Source organism: Rhodococcus sp. NPDC058532 (assembly GCF_042719255.1).
Lineage (GTDB): Bacteria > Actinomycetota > Actinomycetes > Mycobacteriales > Mycobacteriaceae > Rhodococcus_G.
In genome coordinates this window covers 21,427-36,489 of sequence record NZ_JBHXNU010000016.1, presented here as the reverse complement: position 1 = coordinate 36,489, position 15,063 = coordinate 21,427, and the positions used below count along the sequence as shown (strand labels likewise).

General features: G+C 71.6%; 16 protein-coding genes. 10 read left to right on the top strand and 6 right to left on the bottom strand.

Features of this window, described 5'->3' with window-relative positions:
• Complete coding sequence (locus tag ACFWQG_RS18060; RefSeq protein WP_378509018.1) at positions 1–1,659, bottom strand: MFS transporter; 1,659 nt, start codon at positions 1,657–1,659, stop codon at positions 1–3.
• Between the two features lie 60 nt (positions 1,660–1,719).
• Complete coding sequence (locus ACFWQG_RS18055) at positions 1,720–2,529, bottom strand: glutaminyl-peptide cyclotransferase (RefSeq protein ID WP_378509017.1); 810 nt, start codon at positions 2,527–2,529, stop codon at positions 1,720–1,722.
• Positions 2,530–2,570: 41 nt separating this feature from the next.
• On the opposite strand from ACFWQG_RS18055, the gene ACFWQG_RS18050 reads away from it, so the two are divergent.
• Genes ACFWQG_RS18050 through ACFWQG_RS18040 form a run of 3 tightly spaced genes read left to right on the top strand, consistent with a single transcriptional unit; the run spans position 2,571 to position 6,743 of the window.
• Complete coding sequence (locus ACFWQG_RS18050; protein ID WP_378509016.1) at positions 2,571–3,449, top strand: DUF3027 domain-containing protein; 879 nt, start codon at positions 2,571–2,573, stop codon at positions 3,447–3,449.
• Positions 3,446–6,202, top strand: coding sequence for a sacsin N-terminal ATP-binding-like domain-containing protein (locus ACFWQG_RS18045; RefSeq protein WP_378509015.1), 2,757 nt, complete (start codon positions 3,446–3,448; stop codon positions 6,200–6,202). Before ACFWQG_RS18050 ends, ACFWQG_RS18045 begins: the two co-directional genes overlap by 4 nt.
• Positions 6,192–6,743 carry a phosphatase PAP2 family protein gene (locus tag ACFWQG_RS18040; protein WP_378509014.1) on the top strand — a complete coding sequence of 184 codons (552 nt, stop codon included), beginning with the start codon at positions 6,192–6,194 and terminating at the stop codon, positions 6,741–6,743. The genes ACFWQG_RS18045 and ACFWQG_RS18040 overlap by 11 nt, the downstream gene beginning before the upstream one ends.
• On the opposite strand, the gene ACFWQG_RS18035 is transcribed toward ACFWQG_RS18040, so the two are convergent.
• Positions 6,736–6,984, bottom strand: a complete 249-nt coding sequence (locus tag ACFWQG_RS18035; RefSeq protein WP_378509013.1) for a DUF2530 domain-containing protein — start codon at positions 6,982–6,984, stop codon at positions 6,736–6,738. The two genes, ACFWQG_RS18040 and ACFWQG_RS18035, sit on opposite strands and share 8 nt — an antisense overlap.
• 102 nt (positions 6,985–7,086) lie before the next feature.
• On the opposite strand from ACFWQG_RS18035, the gene ACFWQG_RS18030 reads away from it, so the two are divergent.
• From ACFWQG_RS18030 to ACFWQG_RS18015, 4 genes are read left to right on the top strand one after another with little or no spacing between them, the layout of a single operon-like run.
• A complete protein-coding gene (locus tag ACFWQG_RS18030; protein WP_378509012.1) occupies positions 7,087–8,541 on the top strand; it encodes an NCS2 family permease in 1,455 nt (484 codons plus the stop codon).
• A gap of 33 nt (positions 8,542–8,574) precedes the next feature.
• Entirely contained in the window at positions 8,575–9,006 is a 432-nt protein-coding gene (locus tag ACFWQG_RS18025; RefSeq protein ID WP_378509011.1) for a MarR family winged helix-turn-helix transcriptional regulator, read from the top strand.
• A 55-nt stretch (positions 9,007–9,061) separates the two neighbouring features.
• Complete coding sequence (locus ACFWQG_RS18020; RefSeq protein ID WP_378509010.1) at positions 9,062–9,865, top strand: TrmH family RNA methyltransferase; 804 nt, start codon at positions 9,062–9,064, stop codon at positions 9,863–9,865.
• A complete protein-coding gene (locus ACFWQG_RS18015) occupies positions 9,862–10,110 on the top strand; it encodes a DUF2537 domain-containing protein (RefSeq protein ID WP_378509009.1) in 249 nt (82 codons plus the stop codon). Before ACFWQG_RS18020 ends, ACFWQG_RS18015 begins: the two co-directional genes overlap by 4 nt.
• Before the next feature lie 19 nt (positions 10,111–10,129).
• Here ACFWQG_RS18015 and ACFWQG_RS18010 read toward each other — a convergent pair whose 3' ends face one another.
• The 3 genes from ACFWQG_RS18010 to sepH all read right to left on the bottom strand — a co-directional run bounded on the left by ACFWQG_RS18010 (position 10,130) and on the right by sepH (position 12,904).
• Positions 10,130–10,840 (bottom strand): DUF6928 family protein, encoded by a 711-nt coding sequence (locus ACFWQG_RS18010; protein ID WP_378509008.1) that lies wholly within the window; start codon positions 10,838–10,840, stop codon positions 10,130–10,132.
• A 26-nt stretch (positions 10,841–10,866) separates the two neighbouring features.
• Positions 10,867–11,973 (bottom strand): alpha/beta hydrolase, encoded by a 1,107-nt coding sequence (locus ACFWQG_RS18005; protein ID WP_378509094.1) that lies wholly within the window; start codon positions 11,971–11,973, stop codon positions 10,867–10,869.
• A gap of 109 nt (positions 11,974–12,082) precedes the next feature.
• The gene (gene sepH / locus ACFWQG_RS18000; protein WP_378509007.1) at positions 12,083–12,904 is read right to left on the bottom strand and encodes a septation protein SepH; all 822 of its coding nucleotides are present in this window, start codon (positions 12,902–12,904) and stop codon (positions 12,083–12,085) included.
• 277 nt (positions 12,905–13,181) lie between these two features.
• Between sepH and ACFWQG_RS17995 the strand changes: the two genes are divergently transcribed.
• From ACFWQG_RS17995 to ACFWQG_RS17985, 3 genes are read left to right on the top strand one after another with little or no spacing between them, the layout of a single operon-like run.
• Positions 13,182–14,081, top strand: a complete 900-nt coding sequence (locus ACFWQG_RS17995) for a hypothetical protein (RefSeq protein ID WP_378509006.1) — start codon at positions 13,182–13,184, stop codon at positions 14,079–14,081.
• On the top strand, positions 14,078–14,572 hold the full coding sequence (locus ACFWQG_RS17990) for a nucleoside deaminase (protein WP_378509005.1): 495 nt from the start codon (positions 14,078–14,080) through the stop codon (positions 14,570–14,572). Before ACFWQG_RS17995 ends, ACFWQG_RS17990 begins: the two co-directional genes overlap by 4 nt.
• A gap of 34 nt (positions 14,573–14,606) precedes the next feature.
• On the top strand, positions 14,607–14,996 hold the full coding sequence (locus ACFWQG_RS17985) for a RidA family protein (RefSeq protein WP_378509004.1): 390 nt from the start codon (positions 14,607–14,609) through the stop codon (positions 14,994–14,996).
• Positions 14,997–15,063 lie beyond the last annotated feature (67 nt).

The window sequence follows — 15,063 nt, the reverse complement described above, 5'->3', positions numbered from 1 at the left end:
TCAGGTGGTGCGGGCGCCGGGGCCGACGGGGGCCTCCTGGTGCGCGTGCTCGGGGCGCTTGCCGCCGAGTCCCGGCAGCAGCGTCCGGCCACGGTACGTGAGGACGGTCTGGGCCAGGCCGAGGGCCAGCACCACCGACACGACGGTGAAGCCGATCCAGTACTGGGTGGGCAGCAGGACCCCCAGTGCGCCGCCGAGGACCCAGCTCAGCTGCAGCACCGTTTCGGAACGACCGAATCCGGACGCGATGGACTCCTCGGGCAGGTCCTGTTGCAGCGAGGCGTCGAGCGACACCTTCGCCAGCGCGCTCGCCCCGGACGCGACGAGGGTGGCGAGTGCCGCGGTGAGCAGGCTATCGGTGACCGCGGCGACGACCGCGACCGCGGTCACCGCCGCCGTGCAGCGCAGCACGACGACGGCGGGCCTGCCCAGCTTCAGTCGGGCCCCGGTCGCGTTGCCCGCGAAGTTGCCGATGCCCGCCGCCGCGCCGACCAGGCCGAGCATCGCCGCCTGCATCCACGGCTCGTGTTCGGTGCGCGACTTCGCGACAAACGCGATGTACAGCGTCAGGAATCCGGTGAGCACACGGATGGTGCCGTTTCCCCACAGCCCGGTGATGGTCGCGCGGCCGAGCGGCTGCCGGCGCTTCTCGGGCGCGATCGCCTCCCGCTGCTCGCGGGTGATCACCTCGGTGACGGCGTCGTCGCCGTGGTAGGTGAGGGTCGCGGGCACCTCGCCCTCGGTGACCTCCACCCAGGCGGGGATGCGCATGCTCAGGTACGCGCCGAGGACGGTGAGCGCGGCCGTGAACCAGAGCACCCCGGTGGAGTGGAATGCGAATGCGATCGCGCCCGCTGCGCCGCCAGCGACGATGGTGCCGCCGATCAGTCCGAACACCGTCAACCGCGAATTGGTGCGGACCAGGTCGATGTCCGGGGGAAGCACGCGCGGGGTCACGGCACTCTTGAGCACCGAGAACGACTTGCTCAGCACCATCATCCCCAGCGCGCACGGGTACAGCGCCCAGCTGTCGAAGTTGAACACCAGCAACACCGCAAGGACGGTCCGCAGCGCGAACGACGCGGCGAGCGCAATCCGCCGACCGCGCTGCAGCCGGTCGAGTGCCGGTCCGATCAACGGGGCGATGACCGCGAACGGGGCGATCGTGATCAGCAGATACAGTGCCACCTTCGTCTTGTCCTCGCCGGTGGCCGCGGAGAAGAACAGGGTGTTGGCGAGGGCGACGGCGAGCGCGGCGTCGGTCGCGAAGTTCGCCATCACCGCATACGTCAGGTGGGTCAGCCCCGACTTGTCGGCGCCGTCGGCGGTCGCGGCCCTGCGGAACGTCGCGATGCCGCGGTTGGTCAGTTCCCTGCTGCGCATCGCCGCGACCCGCGTGACCGTCAGTTTGCGTGGAATCGGTGGCGGCTTCGGGCCGCCCTGCCTCGGCGCCCGGACCTGCTCGGTCCGCTGGTCGTCGACCTCGTCGTCGGGGTGCGCTCCGAGGGGGGTCGTCGGGTGCAGGGGCGGCAGCGGCGCCCGGCGACCGGACGGTCGACCCGGCGGGTAGTTCGGGTAGCCGGGATGTCCCGACCCGCGCCCGGCGTCGGGCGCTGCCCGACGGCCCTCGGGTTCGGATGGGTGGTGCGGTCCGGTCACGGGTCCAATTCTGTCCCAGGAGTCGGACACAGGACCATAAGCCCCGGTGTGGCGGCGTGGTCAGGAGACGAAGCGCACATCGAAGATCGTCGGATACAGCTTCCCGGTGATCAGGAATCGGTCGGTGCCGGGGATCGCGGCGATGCCGTTGAGGACGTCGGCCTCGGCAGCATCCGCCTCCGTCAGCAGGCCCGATGCGTCGATCACCGCGACCACCGCACCGCTCGCCGGGTCGATCCGCACGATGTCGGTGGTCTGCCACACGTTCGCATAAACCATCCCGTCGGCGGTGCACTCGAGTTCGTTGAGCCGGTCGACCCGGCGGTCGTCGAGGGTGACATCGACGGTGCCGCGCACGGCGAAGGTCGCCGGGTCACGGAAGGTGAGGGTCGAGCTGCCGTCGCTCATCACCAACCGGTCCGGCTGCGCGCACAGGCCCCAGCCCTCGCCGTCGTACGCGACCCTGGCACGTTCCCGGAGGGTGGTCCGGTCGCGGGCGAACGCGACCTGGTCCCGCCACGTCAGCTGCCACACGGTGTCACCGACCACGGTGATCCCCTCACCGAACATGGTGGCGGGCAGGTCGGCCCGCGCCAACTCGGCACCGGTGTCGAGGTCGCGGGCGGTGACATACGACCGGCCGACCAGCCCGGTCCCCTCGAGCAGCGCCCCATCCGCGATCTCGAGACCCTGGGTGAATGCGGTGGGATCGTGGGGTCGGCGGTCGAGGACGTCGACGCGCAGGGTCGGCACCGACCCGGACGAGCCGAGACCCGAGGAGCCGGGGTCGTCGGAGGACCCCGCCGCGCAGCTGCCGAGGGTAAGGACGGTCGCCGCGACGGCGAGGCCGAGCAGTCGGAACCGGGTCACGATGCAAGCATCGCAGCCCGAGCGGGTGCACGCCGCACGCAATGCGGCAAAATGAAGATGTGAGTCTGTCATCTGCCCCCGAGCTTGCCCCCGTGCGTCCCCTTCTTGCCGAGGCCGTGGAGTTCGCGCGCAGGGCGTTGACCGACCTCGGCGAGGTGCAGGTCGGCGCGCACCTCGGCGTGACCGCCGAGGACGAGAACACCGCGACGCACCGCTTCGAGGCGACGCTGCCCGGCTACCACGGCTGGCAGTGGGCGGTGGTGCTGTCCGCGCTGCCCGATTCGGATCGGGTGACCGTCAACGAGTCCGCGCTGCTGCCCGGACCGGACGCCCTCGTCGCGCCGGACTGGCTGCCGTGGGATCAGCGGGTGCGTGCCGGCGACCTGTCGCCGGGCGACCTGCTCGCCCCCCGCGCCCAGGATCCGCGGCTCGCGCCGGGATACGTGGCGACCGGTGACCCGGTCGTCGACGACGTGGCCCGCGAGGTCGGGCTCGGCCGCCAGCAGGTCCTCAGCCGTGAGGGTCGTCTCGACGCCGCGCAACGCTGGCGCGACGGCGACTTCGGACCCGACTCGGAGATGGCGAAGGCCGCCCCCTCCACGTGCGGGCTGTGCGGGTTCTACCTGCCGCTCGCCGGCTCGCTGCGGGCGGCGTTCGGGGTGTGCGGCAACGAACTGTCCGCCGACGGGCACGTGGTGCACGCCGAGTACGGCTGCGGCGCCCACTCCGACACCGAACTGCCTACCGGTGCGGGCACCCCGCGTTACGACGCCTACGACGACGGCGCGCTTGAGGTCGTGACGCTGCCGCAGCCGACCGCGGCGGCGGTCGAGACGGTCGCGGGCGAGCCCGCTACCGCGACGGAGCCGACCACGAACGAGCGGCCCGACGCCGAGACGGACGCGGCGCCGACCGAGTGACCGACCCCTTCGGCACCGAGGCGCTCCGCGCGGCGACCCTGCTCGCCTGGACCTCGTCGCCGACGCGGCTGCGGGAGGACGCGGTCACTGAGGCAGACTTCGTCCGCGGCGGCTACCGCGACCGGATCCTCACCGAACTCGCGCAGAACGCGGCCGACGCCGCGGCGGCCGCCCGCGTTCCCGGGCGGCTCGACGTCCGGCTCGACGGCCGGATGCTGCACATCGCGAACGTCGGCTCCCCCCTGGATGCGGCCGGTGTGCAGGCACTGGCCGCGCTGCGGGTCTCCGGCAAACGTGAAGGGGTCGGCAGGTTCGGGGTCGGGTTCACGGCGGTCCTCGCCGTCGCGGACGAGGCCGAGCTGCGGTCGGTGACCGGGTCGGTGGTGTTCTCCGCCCGCCGCACCCGCGCCGAGATCACCCGGGCCGGGCTGCCCGAACCCGACGCCGGGGTGCCGGTGCTGCGGCTGGCGTGGGCCAGCGACGCGGCCCCCGCGCCGGGCTTCGACACCGAGGTCGTGCTGAGGTTGCTGCCCGACGTCGACGGCGCAGCGCTGCTGGCCGCGATGACCGCCGAGGCGGTCGACCTGCTGCTGGAACTTCCTGCGTTGCAGTCGATCCGGATCGGCGACCGGGAGTTCACGCGCACCGAACGGGATCTCGGTGATGGGGTCGGTGAGGTCGTCGTCGGGGACCGGACCTGGTGGCAGTACGCGGGACCGACGGCACGATTCCTGGTGCCGGTCGCCGGGGGGGTGGTGCGGCCGCTGGCCAGCGACGTCCTGCGGGCCCCGACCCGCTCCGACGAGGAGCTCTCGCTGCCGGCGATGGTGATCGCGGACGCCGAGCTGCAGCCGGACCGCCGTCGCATCCTGCCCGGCGCCGCGATCGCACACCTCGCCGACGGATACGCAGAGTTCGTTGCGTCCCTGCCTGTTTCGCAGCGGATCGCGCTTCTTCCCACCCCCGGCTTTGCGCGTGGCGAGGTGGACGAGCAGTTGCGGGAGGCGGTGCTGCGGCGCCTCGCCGACCATCCCTGGCTGCCCGGCGCCGCAGGCGGAATCCTGCGCCCCGGCGACGCAGCCGTGCTGCCCGGGCTCGACGACGATCTCGGCGACCTGCTCGCCGACGTGGTCCCGGGACTGCTCACCGCCGAGATGTCCGGCGTCGCGGCGGCTCGCGCGCTCGGCGCGGTCGGGGTGCACCGGCTCGGGTTGGCGCGGCTCGCCGAACTCCTCGCCGGACTGGACCGGGATCCCGGCTGGTGGGCCCGGCTGTACGACGCGCTCCTCCCGCTCGTCGTCGACCCCCTCGCGGCCGAGGAGTTGGCCGCGATCCCGGTGCCGCTCACCGACGGCCGGACCGTGACCGGCCCGCGCACCACCCTCCTCGGCCACGACCTCGGCGCGGCCGGACGCGGGGTGGACTGGATCCGACTGGTCCATCCGGACGCGGCGCATCCGCTGCTGACCCGGCTCGGCGCCACCACGGTCGGGGTGCTCGACGTGCTCGGCGACCCGGCACTGCGGGAACGGATCGAGTACGACGACGACGGCTGGCTCGACGACCGTGACGGTGCCGCAACGGAACTCGTGGACGTCGTGCTGCCGCTGGTGGCGGCCGCGGCCGGGCAGGGGCCGCTGCCCGGCTGGCTTGGTGCGCTGCCATTGCCCGACGAGGCGGGCGACCTGCGTCCCGCCGACGAACTGCTGCTCCCCGGTGCGCCGCTGGCCGCCGTGCTCGACGAGGACTCACCGTTCACCACCGTTGCCGCCCGGGTCGTCGACGCCCACGGCTCCGACGCGCTGCTGGCGCTCGGCGTCGGATGGGGCTTCACGGTGGTGCGTGAGGAACTGCCGACCGGCCCCGACCACCACCTGGACCGCGAATCCGAGTGGTGGGCAACGTTGCCCGATGACCCGGAGGTACTGCTCGCGGTCCGGGACCTCGACCTCGTCGCCCCCGGTGCGTGGCGGCAGGCGCTGACCCTGCTCGCCGCCGGGCCCGAGACCGCCGCCCTGCTCGCCGACCGGGGCGGCTACACCGCGTGGTGGTTGCGACGGCACGCTGGCGTGGACGGTGTCCCGTTGGGGTCGCTGCGTTCCCCCGACGACCCGACCTTCGAGGGCCTGCTCGACCCGCTGGACCATCCCGACGCCGCGGCACTGGCGGGCGCGTTGGCCGCGGACCGCGTCGACGACCAGGCCCTCGCCGACCTGCTGATCGAGCGGCTCGCCGACCCGGACCGGGTCGCAACCCCCGCGGTGACGGTGCGCACCCACCGGCTGCTGGCGGAGGCAACCGCGGCGGGCCTGCTCGACCTGGACGCGTTGCCGCCCCCCACCCGGGTCCGCGCCGTCGACGGCGCCGTCGCGGACCCCGCCGACGCGATGGTGCTGGACCGGCCGTGGCTGGCGGCCGCCGTCCCGGCCGGGCGGCTGGTGGTCGGCGACCTGGCGTCCGCCGGGGCGCTCGCGGACCTGCTGGACCTGCCGCCCGCGTCGGAGGCGGTGCGCGGGGAGGTGCTCGGGACCGGGCGCACCGTCGACCCGGCGCGCGAGGCGGGCGCGGTGCTCGCCGCGGTCACGTCCGGTCGGTCGCTGCCTGCCGGGGTCCTGGTGCTGCACGAGACGCTGACGGTGCGACTGTCCGGGGCGGTCGAGGCCGACGTCGAGGTGCCGTGGTGGGTGGACGGGGCGGGTCGCACCCACGCCGACGCCCGCAGGCTCGGGCCGGGGCCGACCGGTGGTTGGTGACCCGATCGACGGGGCGGTCCTCGACCAGGTCCTGCACTGGCGGACGCCCTGGCTGACCGAGGTCGTCACCGTGATCACCCACCTCGGCGACACGGTCGTCGCGGCCGCGATCACCGCCGCTGTCATGCTCGCGCTGCTGGCCCGCGGACGCGGCGTCGATGCCGTGCTCGTCGCGGGCGCGATGGTCAGCGGATTCCTGCTGATGAGCGCGTCGAAGCTGGTGGTCGGCCGGGCGCGACCGCCGTTCCCGGACCGTCTGGTCGACGAGCTGACCCATTCGTTCCCGTCCGGGCACGCGATGATGTCGGCGATCCTGGTGTGCGTGCTCGGCGCGGTGCTGGTCCGCACCAGAGGCGCACTCGGACCGCTCCCGGCGACGCTGCTCGTGCTGTGGACCGCCGGGATCGGGCTGTCCCGGGTATACCTTGCCGCGCACTGGCTCACCGACGTGCTGGCGGGCTGGCTGCTCGGGGTGGCATGGGCGGCGCTGTGGATCTGGGCCACTGCCCGGTATGCCGCGCGACGAGCCGTGGTTAGCTGAGCCCGCGTTGCGCGGTCCGGCTGCCGCGCCGCGCCGCGCGCCGCTGGGCAAGGAACAGTGCCGACCCGAGCGCCCCGAACGCGAGTCCGGCCAGGCAGATCGGCAGCAGCGGCTCCCACCGGTCGCCGACCAGCAGCACCAGAATCGTCGCCGTCATCCAGGCCGCGGTGCCCAGTGCGAGCACCGGGCGGGGGTCGATCAACCGGGCGGGAAGCAGGGGATCGTTGCGGGGCGTGCTCACCGACACAACGGTACCGGCCACCGGGCCCGATCGCGCCGAATGCCCTAGTCTCTCCGAAGGCGCGAACGGTGCGTCGCACCCTGGGCAACTGAGGACGGGACGATGGCGGGCACCCCGCGGATACTCGACAACTACTTCAAGATCACCGAGCGTGGATCGACGCTGAGCAAGGAGATGCGCGGCGGTCTCGTCACATTCGTGGCGATGTCGTACATCGTGGTGCTGAACCCGCTCATCCTCGGCAGCTTCTCGCCGGACGACGCGTCCGCCAAGACCGATGTGCTCGGCAACATCCTGCCGGTGAGTCAGGTCGCGGCGGTGACCGCGCTCGTCGCGGGCGTGATGAGCATCGCCTTCGGCATCATCGCGAACTATCCGTTCGGCATCGCGGCGGGCCTCGGCATCAACGCGCTGCTCGCGGTGACCATCGCGCCGCAGGTGACCTGGCCGGAGGCGATGGGCCTGGTCGTGATCGACGGCCTCATCATCGTGGCACTGGCGGTGTCGGGCTTCCGAACCGCGGTGTTCAACGCGGTGCCCGATGCGCTGAAGTCGGCGATCGTCGCAGGCATCGGCATGTTCATCGCGTTCATCGGCTTCGTCGATGCCGGCTTCGTCCGGCGCATCCCGGACGTGGCAGGCACCACCGTGCCCGTCGGGCTCGGCATCGGGGGATCCATCGCGTCGTGGCCGACGGTCATCTTCGTGTTCGGCGTGCTGCTGATGGGAGTCCTGGTGGCGCGGAAGGTGCGCGGTGGCCTGCTCATCGGCATCGTCGTCACCACCGTGCTCGCCGCGATCCTGGAGGCCGTCTTCGACATCGGTCCGTCCAAGGGCGTCGACCCCAAGGGCTGGAATTTGAGCGTGCCCGGACTTCCGGACGTGCTCACCCAGATGCCGGACCTGAGCCTCGTCGGTGACGTCAACCTGTTCGGGGCGTTCACCCGGATCGGTGTGTTGGCGGCCAGTTTGCTGGTGTTCACGCTGGTGCTCGCCAACTTCTTCGACGCGATGGGCACGATGACCGGCCTCGGCAAGGAGGCCGGGCTCACCGACGAGCACGGCAACCTGCCGGGGATCGGCAAGGCCTTCGTCGTCGAGGGCGCGGGCGCGATCGTCGGTGGCGGTGCCTCCGCCTCCTCCAACACCGTCTTTGTCGAGTCCGCCTCGGGTATCGCCGAAGGGGCGCGGACCGGCCTGGCGAACGTCGTGACCGGGGTGCTGTTCCTCGCCGCGATGTTCCTGACCCCGCTGTACGAGATCGTGCCGATCGAGGCGGCCGCGCCCGCGCTGGTCGTGGTTGGGGCGCTGATGATCGGGCAGGTCCGGGACATCGACTTCACTCGGTTCGACATCGCGCTGCCCGCGTTTCTCACGATCGTCGTCATGCCGTTCACCTACTCGATCGCAAACGGGATCGGTGTCGGGTTCATCGCCTGGGTGGTGATCGGAGCGGCGAGCGGCAAGGCGAAGCAGATTCATCCGCTGCTGTGGGTTGTCGCCGCCCTGTTTGTCGCGTATTTTGCTGTCGGCCCCATAACCGACGCGATTACCTGAAATAGTTGCGGGCCAGTGCCGTATCCTCCGTGAGTGACCTTGGATACCCGCTCACTCGCCAGCGATCTCTCCCTGGCCGTCGTGCGTCTGTCGCGGCATCTGCGTGGCCGCCGGGCAGATTCCCCGGTGTCGCTGACGCAACTGTCCGCCCTGGCCAGCCTCGACGAGCACGGACCGATGACACCCGGCGGGCTCGCGTCGAAGGAGCGGGTGCAGCCGCCGTCGATGACCCGTGTCATCGCGTCGCTAGCGGAGGGGGGAATGGTCTCCCGCACCCCGCACCCCACCGACGGCAGGCAGATCATCGTCTCCCTGACGGACGCGGGCCACGCGCTGCTCGCCGACGAGACCAGCGCGCGGGAGAAGTGGATGACCGATCAGCTGGCCGGACTCGACCCGGAGCAGCTGGCCGTGCTGCGGCGCTCGATCGACATCATCGGCGGATTCGTCACCAACTCCGACTAGGGCAGGTGCGCGGCGCGGCGGAGGCGCCCTTTCTGCCCTGCGGCAAGATGGTCGGGTGGCTGACGTAATCGACATCGATGACCCGGCGGATCCGAGGCTGGACGACTTCCGTGATCTGAACTCCTCCGACCGTCGACCCGACCTCCCCGACGGCAAGGGGCTGGTCATCGCCGAGGGGGTTCTCGTTGCGCAGCGGCTGTTGTCGTCCCGGTTCCAGCCAATCAGCCTGCTCGGTGTCGACCGCAGGCTCGGTGAGCTGTCCGCGGACCTCGCCGGCGTCGACGTGCCGTTCTACCGCACGTCGGCGGAGGTGATGGCTGCGGTGGTGGGGTTCCACCTCAACCGCGGTGTGCTGGCCGCTGCGCATCGCCCGCCGCCGCTCGACCTTGACGGGGTGCTCGCGGGGGCGCGGACCGTCGCGGTCCTCGAGGGGGTCAACGATCACGAGAACATCGGCTCGATGTTCCGCAACGCGGCCGGCCTCGGGGTGGACGCCGTGCTGTTCGGCGACCGATGCGCCGACCCCCTGTACCGCCGGGCCGTCCGGGTGTCGATGGGGCACGTGCTGCGGGTGCCGTTCGCTCGGGTTCCGGAGTGGCCGCACGGATTGCAGCACTTGCGGGACAATGGTTTTCAGCTCATCTCGCTGACCCCGAATCCGGCCGCGGACACGCTCGCCGAGGCGATGACGGGGGAGAAGGTGGCGCTGCTGCTCGGGGCGGAGGGGCCGGGGCTGTCCGAATACACGATGCGCAAGACCGATGTCCGGGCCCGCATCCCGATGGCGCCGGGCACCGATTCGCTCAACGTGGCGACCGCGGCGGCGATGGCGTTCTACGAGCGGGTCCGGCTCGGATGAGCGGTCCGGCGCTGGTCGTCGCCGGGTTCTCCGCGGTTCTGGTCACGGTGGCGGTGATTGCCTGTGGCGCAGCGATGATCGCCGTGCACCCGCTGCTCGCGCTCGTGGTGAACGTGGTCGTGGTGGCGGGTGTCGCGCCGACCGTCTGGCAGTGGCGCGCGGTCCCGGTGTGGCGGTGGGTGGTGTACGGCGCCGCGGCGGGGGTGCTGCTGGGGTGGGCCGCCCTGCTGCTGGGGGCCCGCTGACGCCTGGTCCGCCGAACGGTCAGCCTGCGAGCCTGCGCCACCATCCGCGCAGGCCCCGGTGTTCGGGCTCCGCGGGCGGGGCGGCCGGTTCCGTGCCTGCCGCGTAGAGGGTGAATCCGCAGAGCGCCACGTCGGCGACACCGGTCGCGTCGGCCGCGGCGGGCGTTGTATGGCGGAATCCGAGCCAGTGCAGGTTCGCCGCGTCGGCGAACTCGCCGGGATCGAAGGGGAGTGTTTGCGGATCGGGCAGCACGTCGATCGGGCGCTCGGCGGGGTGCTCGCCGCCCCAGAACTCGCGTTCCCACACCAGGGGCAGGCCGATGTTCTCGTGGATGAACGCCGATGTCGCACTGAACGACCTGCGCAGCTCGCCGCGTTTCCAGCACGCGAACGCACCCCACGGGGTCGTGTCCTCGGCGCAGACCAGGTAGGTGTGTTCGGATTCGAGTCGGCTGGTCCAGGATTCGTCGATCAGCGACGGCCGGTTCACGGCCAGGGTCGGCTCGCACACCACGGTCACCCCCGGATAGCTGCCGATGAACACCTGCCGCCCGGCAGGCGCGGCCGAATCGGCCAGCGTTCCGGATTGCAGTGGTACCGCAACGGTTTCGGGGTATAGGCGGGATGCGAGCGCCTGGGCCGCGTCGGCGTCGGGGGCGGGGCGCTCGCGGAGCACCGCGGCGGGGTCGGGGATGTCGACGTACCAGATCGTTGATGCTCTCGGCCCCACCGGTGCACCCCGCTTCCGTCGGCTTTCTACGAGGGTACGACGCTCGTGGCCGATTCCGGGTCGGCGCACCGTGCGTCGGCCAGGTCGTGCGAAACCGAACCGAGGAACTCGTCGATAATGGGCCAGGTGGTGTCCCGCGCTCCGGGGCCGGCCACGAGACCGAGATGGCTGCCCGCGACCGCCTCGAAGCGGACATAGGGCGATCCGGTCAGCAGATCCGTGATCGGTTCGACCGCAGCGGCGGGTGCGATCACATCGGTGGTTCCGCCGACTCCGAGCACCGGAACTCGCACGTCCGCGAGTCGCACCACTCGGGTGCCGTAGTTGAATTCTCCTGCTGCCAAACGGTTTCCAAGAATCAGCTGGGAGCACATCTGGTCGAAGACCCGGGCCGGGTAACCGGGCATCTCCGCCATGAACCGGTCGATGGCCTCCATCCGGGCGAGCGACTCGGTGTTGCGCAGGTTCCGGGCGATGAACCACGGCTTGAACAGTTCCCGGTGTGGTGCGGTGACCCGGTACGAGGCCTGGACGATCGGGGCAGGCAGCCCGCCGAGTCGTCGGGTGACCGCGGTCAGCGGGCGCTCGGTCGTGACCCGGCCGATCATCCGCAGCGGGCTGATGACCGGGATGCGGGTGTAGTCGAGGGGGGTGCCGATCGCGGTGACGGAGCGGATCGGGAGGTCCGGTTGGCCCGCGGCGGTGAGCAGCGAGATGGTTCCGCCGAGGCTCCACCCGATCAGGTCGACGGCGGCGCCGTCGTGGCGTTCGCTGATGTGCCGCACCGCGTCCGGGACGATGTCCTCGGCCCACGACTCGAACCCCAGGTCGCCGTCGGCCGAGGTCATGGTGCCGTAGTCGAGGAGGTAGGTGGCGTGCCCCCGCTCGACGAGGTGTGCGGCCAGGCTCTGGCCCGGGCGCAGGTCATAGCAGGAGGCGGGGACCGCCAGCGGCGGAACCAGCAGCACCGGGCGGGCGTCCCGGGCCGGGGGAGGTCCGAACCGGTAGAGGTCCCGGTGCGGTCCGCCGCGCAGCAGCTCGGACGGGGTGGGGTCGGCGGGGGCGACGCCACCCCCGACCGTGAGCGCCCAGGCGTTGCGGGCGGCAACCGCGACGTCGTCCCGGCTCGGCAGGGCGTCGGTCAGTTTGGTCAAGTCGAGCGTCAGCACGTGGTCCCCCTGGCCGTCCTTCGATATGTGTTACCAAAGGTTACTGTAAGCCGGGGGCGGTGGGTGCGGCGGGCTACCCGCGCCCGCTGCTGCGGACCCCGAGCAGGACGTCGTCCCACGACGGGAGATGCGGCTTGCCGCGCTTGTCCTTGCCGCCCTGTTGCTGGGGTGCCTGCTTCGGCTCGGTCTCCGTCGCGAGGTCCGGAATGGGTTCCGGCTCCGGCTCGGCGGGGGGCTCGACGGCCTCCTCGACCTCGACCTCGGCGTCGACGGCCGGGGAGAGGGCAAGCGGGGCGAGGCTCCGCAGCGGCCGACCGAAGTCGGGATCGATCAGGTCCGTTGCTGCGGAATCGAGGGCAGCAATGGTGCCGCCGTGCGAGTCGGGCTGGAACCGCCAGTGCGCGGCGTTGCGGGTGCGCCCGGCCTGCCACTGCAGCTGGGCAACCCAGTGCCCCTCCTCGTCGCGCCAGGCGTCCCAATCCGCGTCGTCGAGATCGTGCCCGCGGGCGCGGAAGGCCATCGACACGATCTCGGCGAGGGTCTGCACGGTCGGACCGTTCTCGCGGACCGGGTGGCCACCCTGGGCGAGTTCGGCGGCGCGGGCACGTTCGAGCAGGACCGGGTGAGCGAATCGCTCGATCCGCTTGGCCGACACCCCGGCCTCCTCGGCGACCTGCTCGATCGTGGCGCCGCCGCGGATGCGGGCCTGGATCTCGCGGGGCCGCATTTGGCTTTCCGCCTCGATCTCGATCTGGCCGAACCGAGCGATGTCGCCGCGGGACGCGGCGCGTAGCTTGTCGTCGGCGGGAATCCGGAACCGTTCGCCGGTGTCGGGATCCGCACACACCACGTGCGATCCGCCGGGCTCGAGTCCGATCACGGAGAGCTCGCGCACATTGACCTCCTCATCGCGTCGATTTCGCGATATTGCCCGGGCTGACTGTAATCCACCCGTGATTCCGGCGGGGGGACGACACGCCTGCCCGGTGCCGTCGATCCATCTGCCTCGGGTTATAGTCTCTAGTTCACCTTGAGGGTTTACGGATCTGTGTCCGAGCCGCCGGGAATCCGGCCGCCGGATCCGTCGCATTAGGCCGATTCGCGCCCTCGCTCGGCGATATGCTGCGGTTCGATGCTCCGCGCACCCAGTGGCCGATGGCGAGGGAAGAGCGATGGTGGGAAACGTCGAACGGGTGTCCGCCTCGGACGGATCCGGACCCCAAGCGAACCGATTCGACCGCGGGGACGCCACGGCGGGACCGCCATCCACTCCGGCCCGCCGGGCGTTCGAGGCGTTCGCGTCCCTGCTCGACGGTCCGCTGACCGGGCTGGCGCCGTGGATCGTGCTTGCGGTGTTCCAGGGTCCCGGGCGGCTCGAGGTCGCCGCCGGTGTCGCGCTGGCGATGTCCGTTGCGTTCCTGATCGTCGACCGCGTCCGTGGTCGGTCGGTGAAGCTGCTCGGCGTCATCGACGTGCTCTTCTTCGCGGCGCTCGTCGTCGCGCACTTCGTGGTGGACGAGGCAGGCGAGGAGTGGATGGAGACGTGGATCGGGGAGATCGCGAACATCACGCTGTTCCTGATCGCCGTTGGGTCGATGATCGCCCGAATGCCGTTCACGCTCCAATACGCCCGCGAGGAGGTCGAGGAGGAGTACTGGGACAGTCCAGCGTTCATCAGGGTGAACTACGTGATCACCGGCGCGTGGGCGCTCGCCTTCCTCGTCGCCACCGGCGCTGGCTTCTACGGCGACGCGGTCCTGCACGACGCCGACAACATCTGGACCGGCTGGGTGATCCAAACCGCGGCCATCCTGTGCGCACTGCAGTTCACCCAGTGGTACCCGGACGTCGCCACGGCCCGCGCCGCGGCAGCGGCGGGGCAGCCCTCCGCGCGGGCGCCGGGATTGACCGACCTGATCGCTCCGCTCGCGACCTGGTTGATCCCGATCGGTATCGTCACCCTCGCGATGGACGGTGGGCCGACCTGGCTTGGCATCGCCTTCATCGTCGCGGGAATCGGCGCGAATGCGTTGGTGCGCAAGAACGGAACCACGGAGGGAGCGACCGCGTGACCGGACCGGATAGCACCGACATCCGTCACCTGCGCAGGGCGATCGCGCTGGCGGTCGAGACCGGTGACGCGGGGAACCGACCATTCGGGGCGGTGATCGTCGACGCCGCAGGGGCCGTGGTCAGCGAGGGCGCGAACTCGGTGGCGACATCGGGCGACGTGACCGGGCACGCCGAACTCGACGCGATCACCACCGCCTGCGCGGAGGGCAACACGGAGCGGATGGCCGGCGCGGTCGTGTATGCGTCCGGTGAGCCGTGCCCGATGTGCGCGGCCGCGATGGTGTGGGCCGGAGTGCGCCGGGTCGTGTTCGGTGCGGCAGCAACTCAGTTCGGTGCGATTCTCGCGGACGACGGGCCCCGCTTCGCGCTCGGCTGTGCCGACGTCGTCGGCTCCGCGGGCGTCGGGATCGAGGTGAGCGGTCCGCACCTCGACGACGAGGCACTCGAGCCGTTCCGCCGCTTCGTCGCCGAGCAGCGCACCCGCCGCTGACGTCGCCGTCGGGCGGCCTGACACAATCCACGGAATGTCGAATCGAAACAACATCTCGTCCGGCTCCGACTGGGAAGCGAAGATCGGGTACTCGCGGGCCGTCCGCATCGGCGCGCAGGTGTCCGTGTCCGGCACCACCGCGTCGGGGCCCGATGGGCCGGTCGGCGGCGACAGTCTCGCCGAGCAGACCCGCGAGGCGCTGCGCCGCATCGTCGCCGCCCTCGCCGAGGCGGGCGCGCGCCCCGAGGACGTCATCCGCACCCGCATGTTCCTCACGGACATGAGCCGCTGGGAGGAGGCGGGACTCGCGCACGGCGAGGTGTTCGGCGAGATCCGCCCCGCCACCACCATCCTCGAGGTCAGCAAGCTGATCGACGCCGACCTGCTGATCGAAATCGAGGCCGACGCGATCGTCGCGGACTAGCCACCCGCCGCCGCCCCGCCCCGCCCCCGCCGCTGACCGCCCCGAACCCGCCCCGCCGCTGACCGCC

Excerpts from the sequence above, each read along its gene's own strand:
- ACFWQG_RS18050 (WP_378509016.1), top strand. The coding sequence starts at position 2,571 with ATGCGGCAAAATGAAGATGTGAGTCTGTCATCTGCCCCCGAGCTTGCC.
- ACFWQG_RS18030 (WP_378509012.1), top strand. The coding sequence starts at position 7,087 with ATGGCGGGCACCCCGCGGATACTCGACAACTACTTCAAGATCACCGAG.
- ACFWQG_RS18015 (WP_378509009.1), top strand. The coding sequence starts at position 9,862 with ATGAGCGGTCCGGCGCTGGTCGTCGCCGGGTTCTCCGCGGTTCTGGTC.
- ACFWQG_RS17995 (WP_378509006.1), top strand. The coding sequence starts at position 13,182 with ATGGTGGGAAACGTCGAACGGGTGTCCGCCTCGGACGGATCCGGACCC.
- ACFWQG_RS17985 (WP_378509004.1), top strand. The coding sequence starts at position 14,607 with ATGTCGAATCGAAACAACATCTCGTCCGGCTCCGACTGGGAAGCGAAG.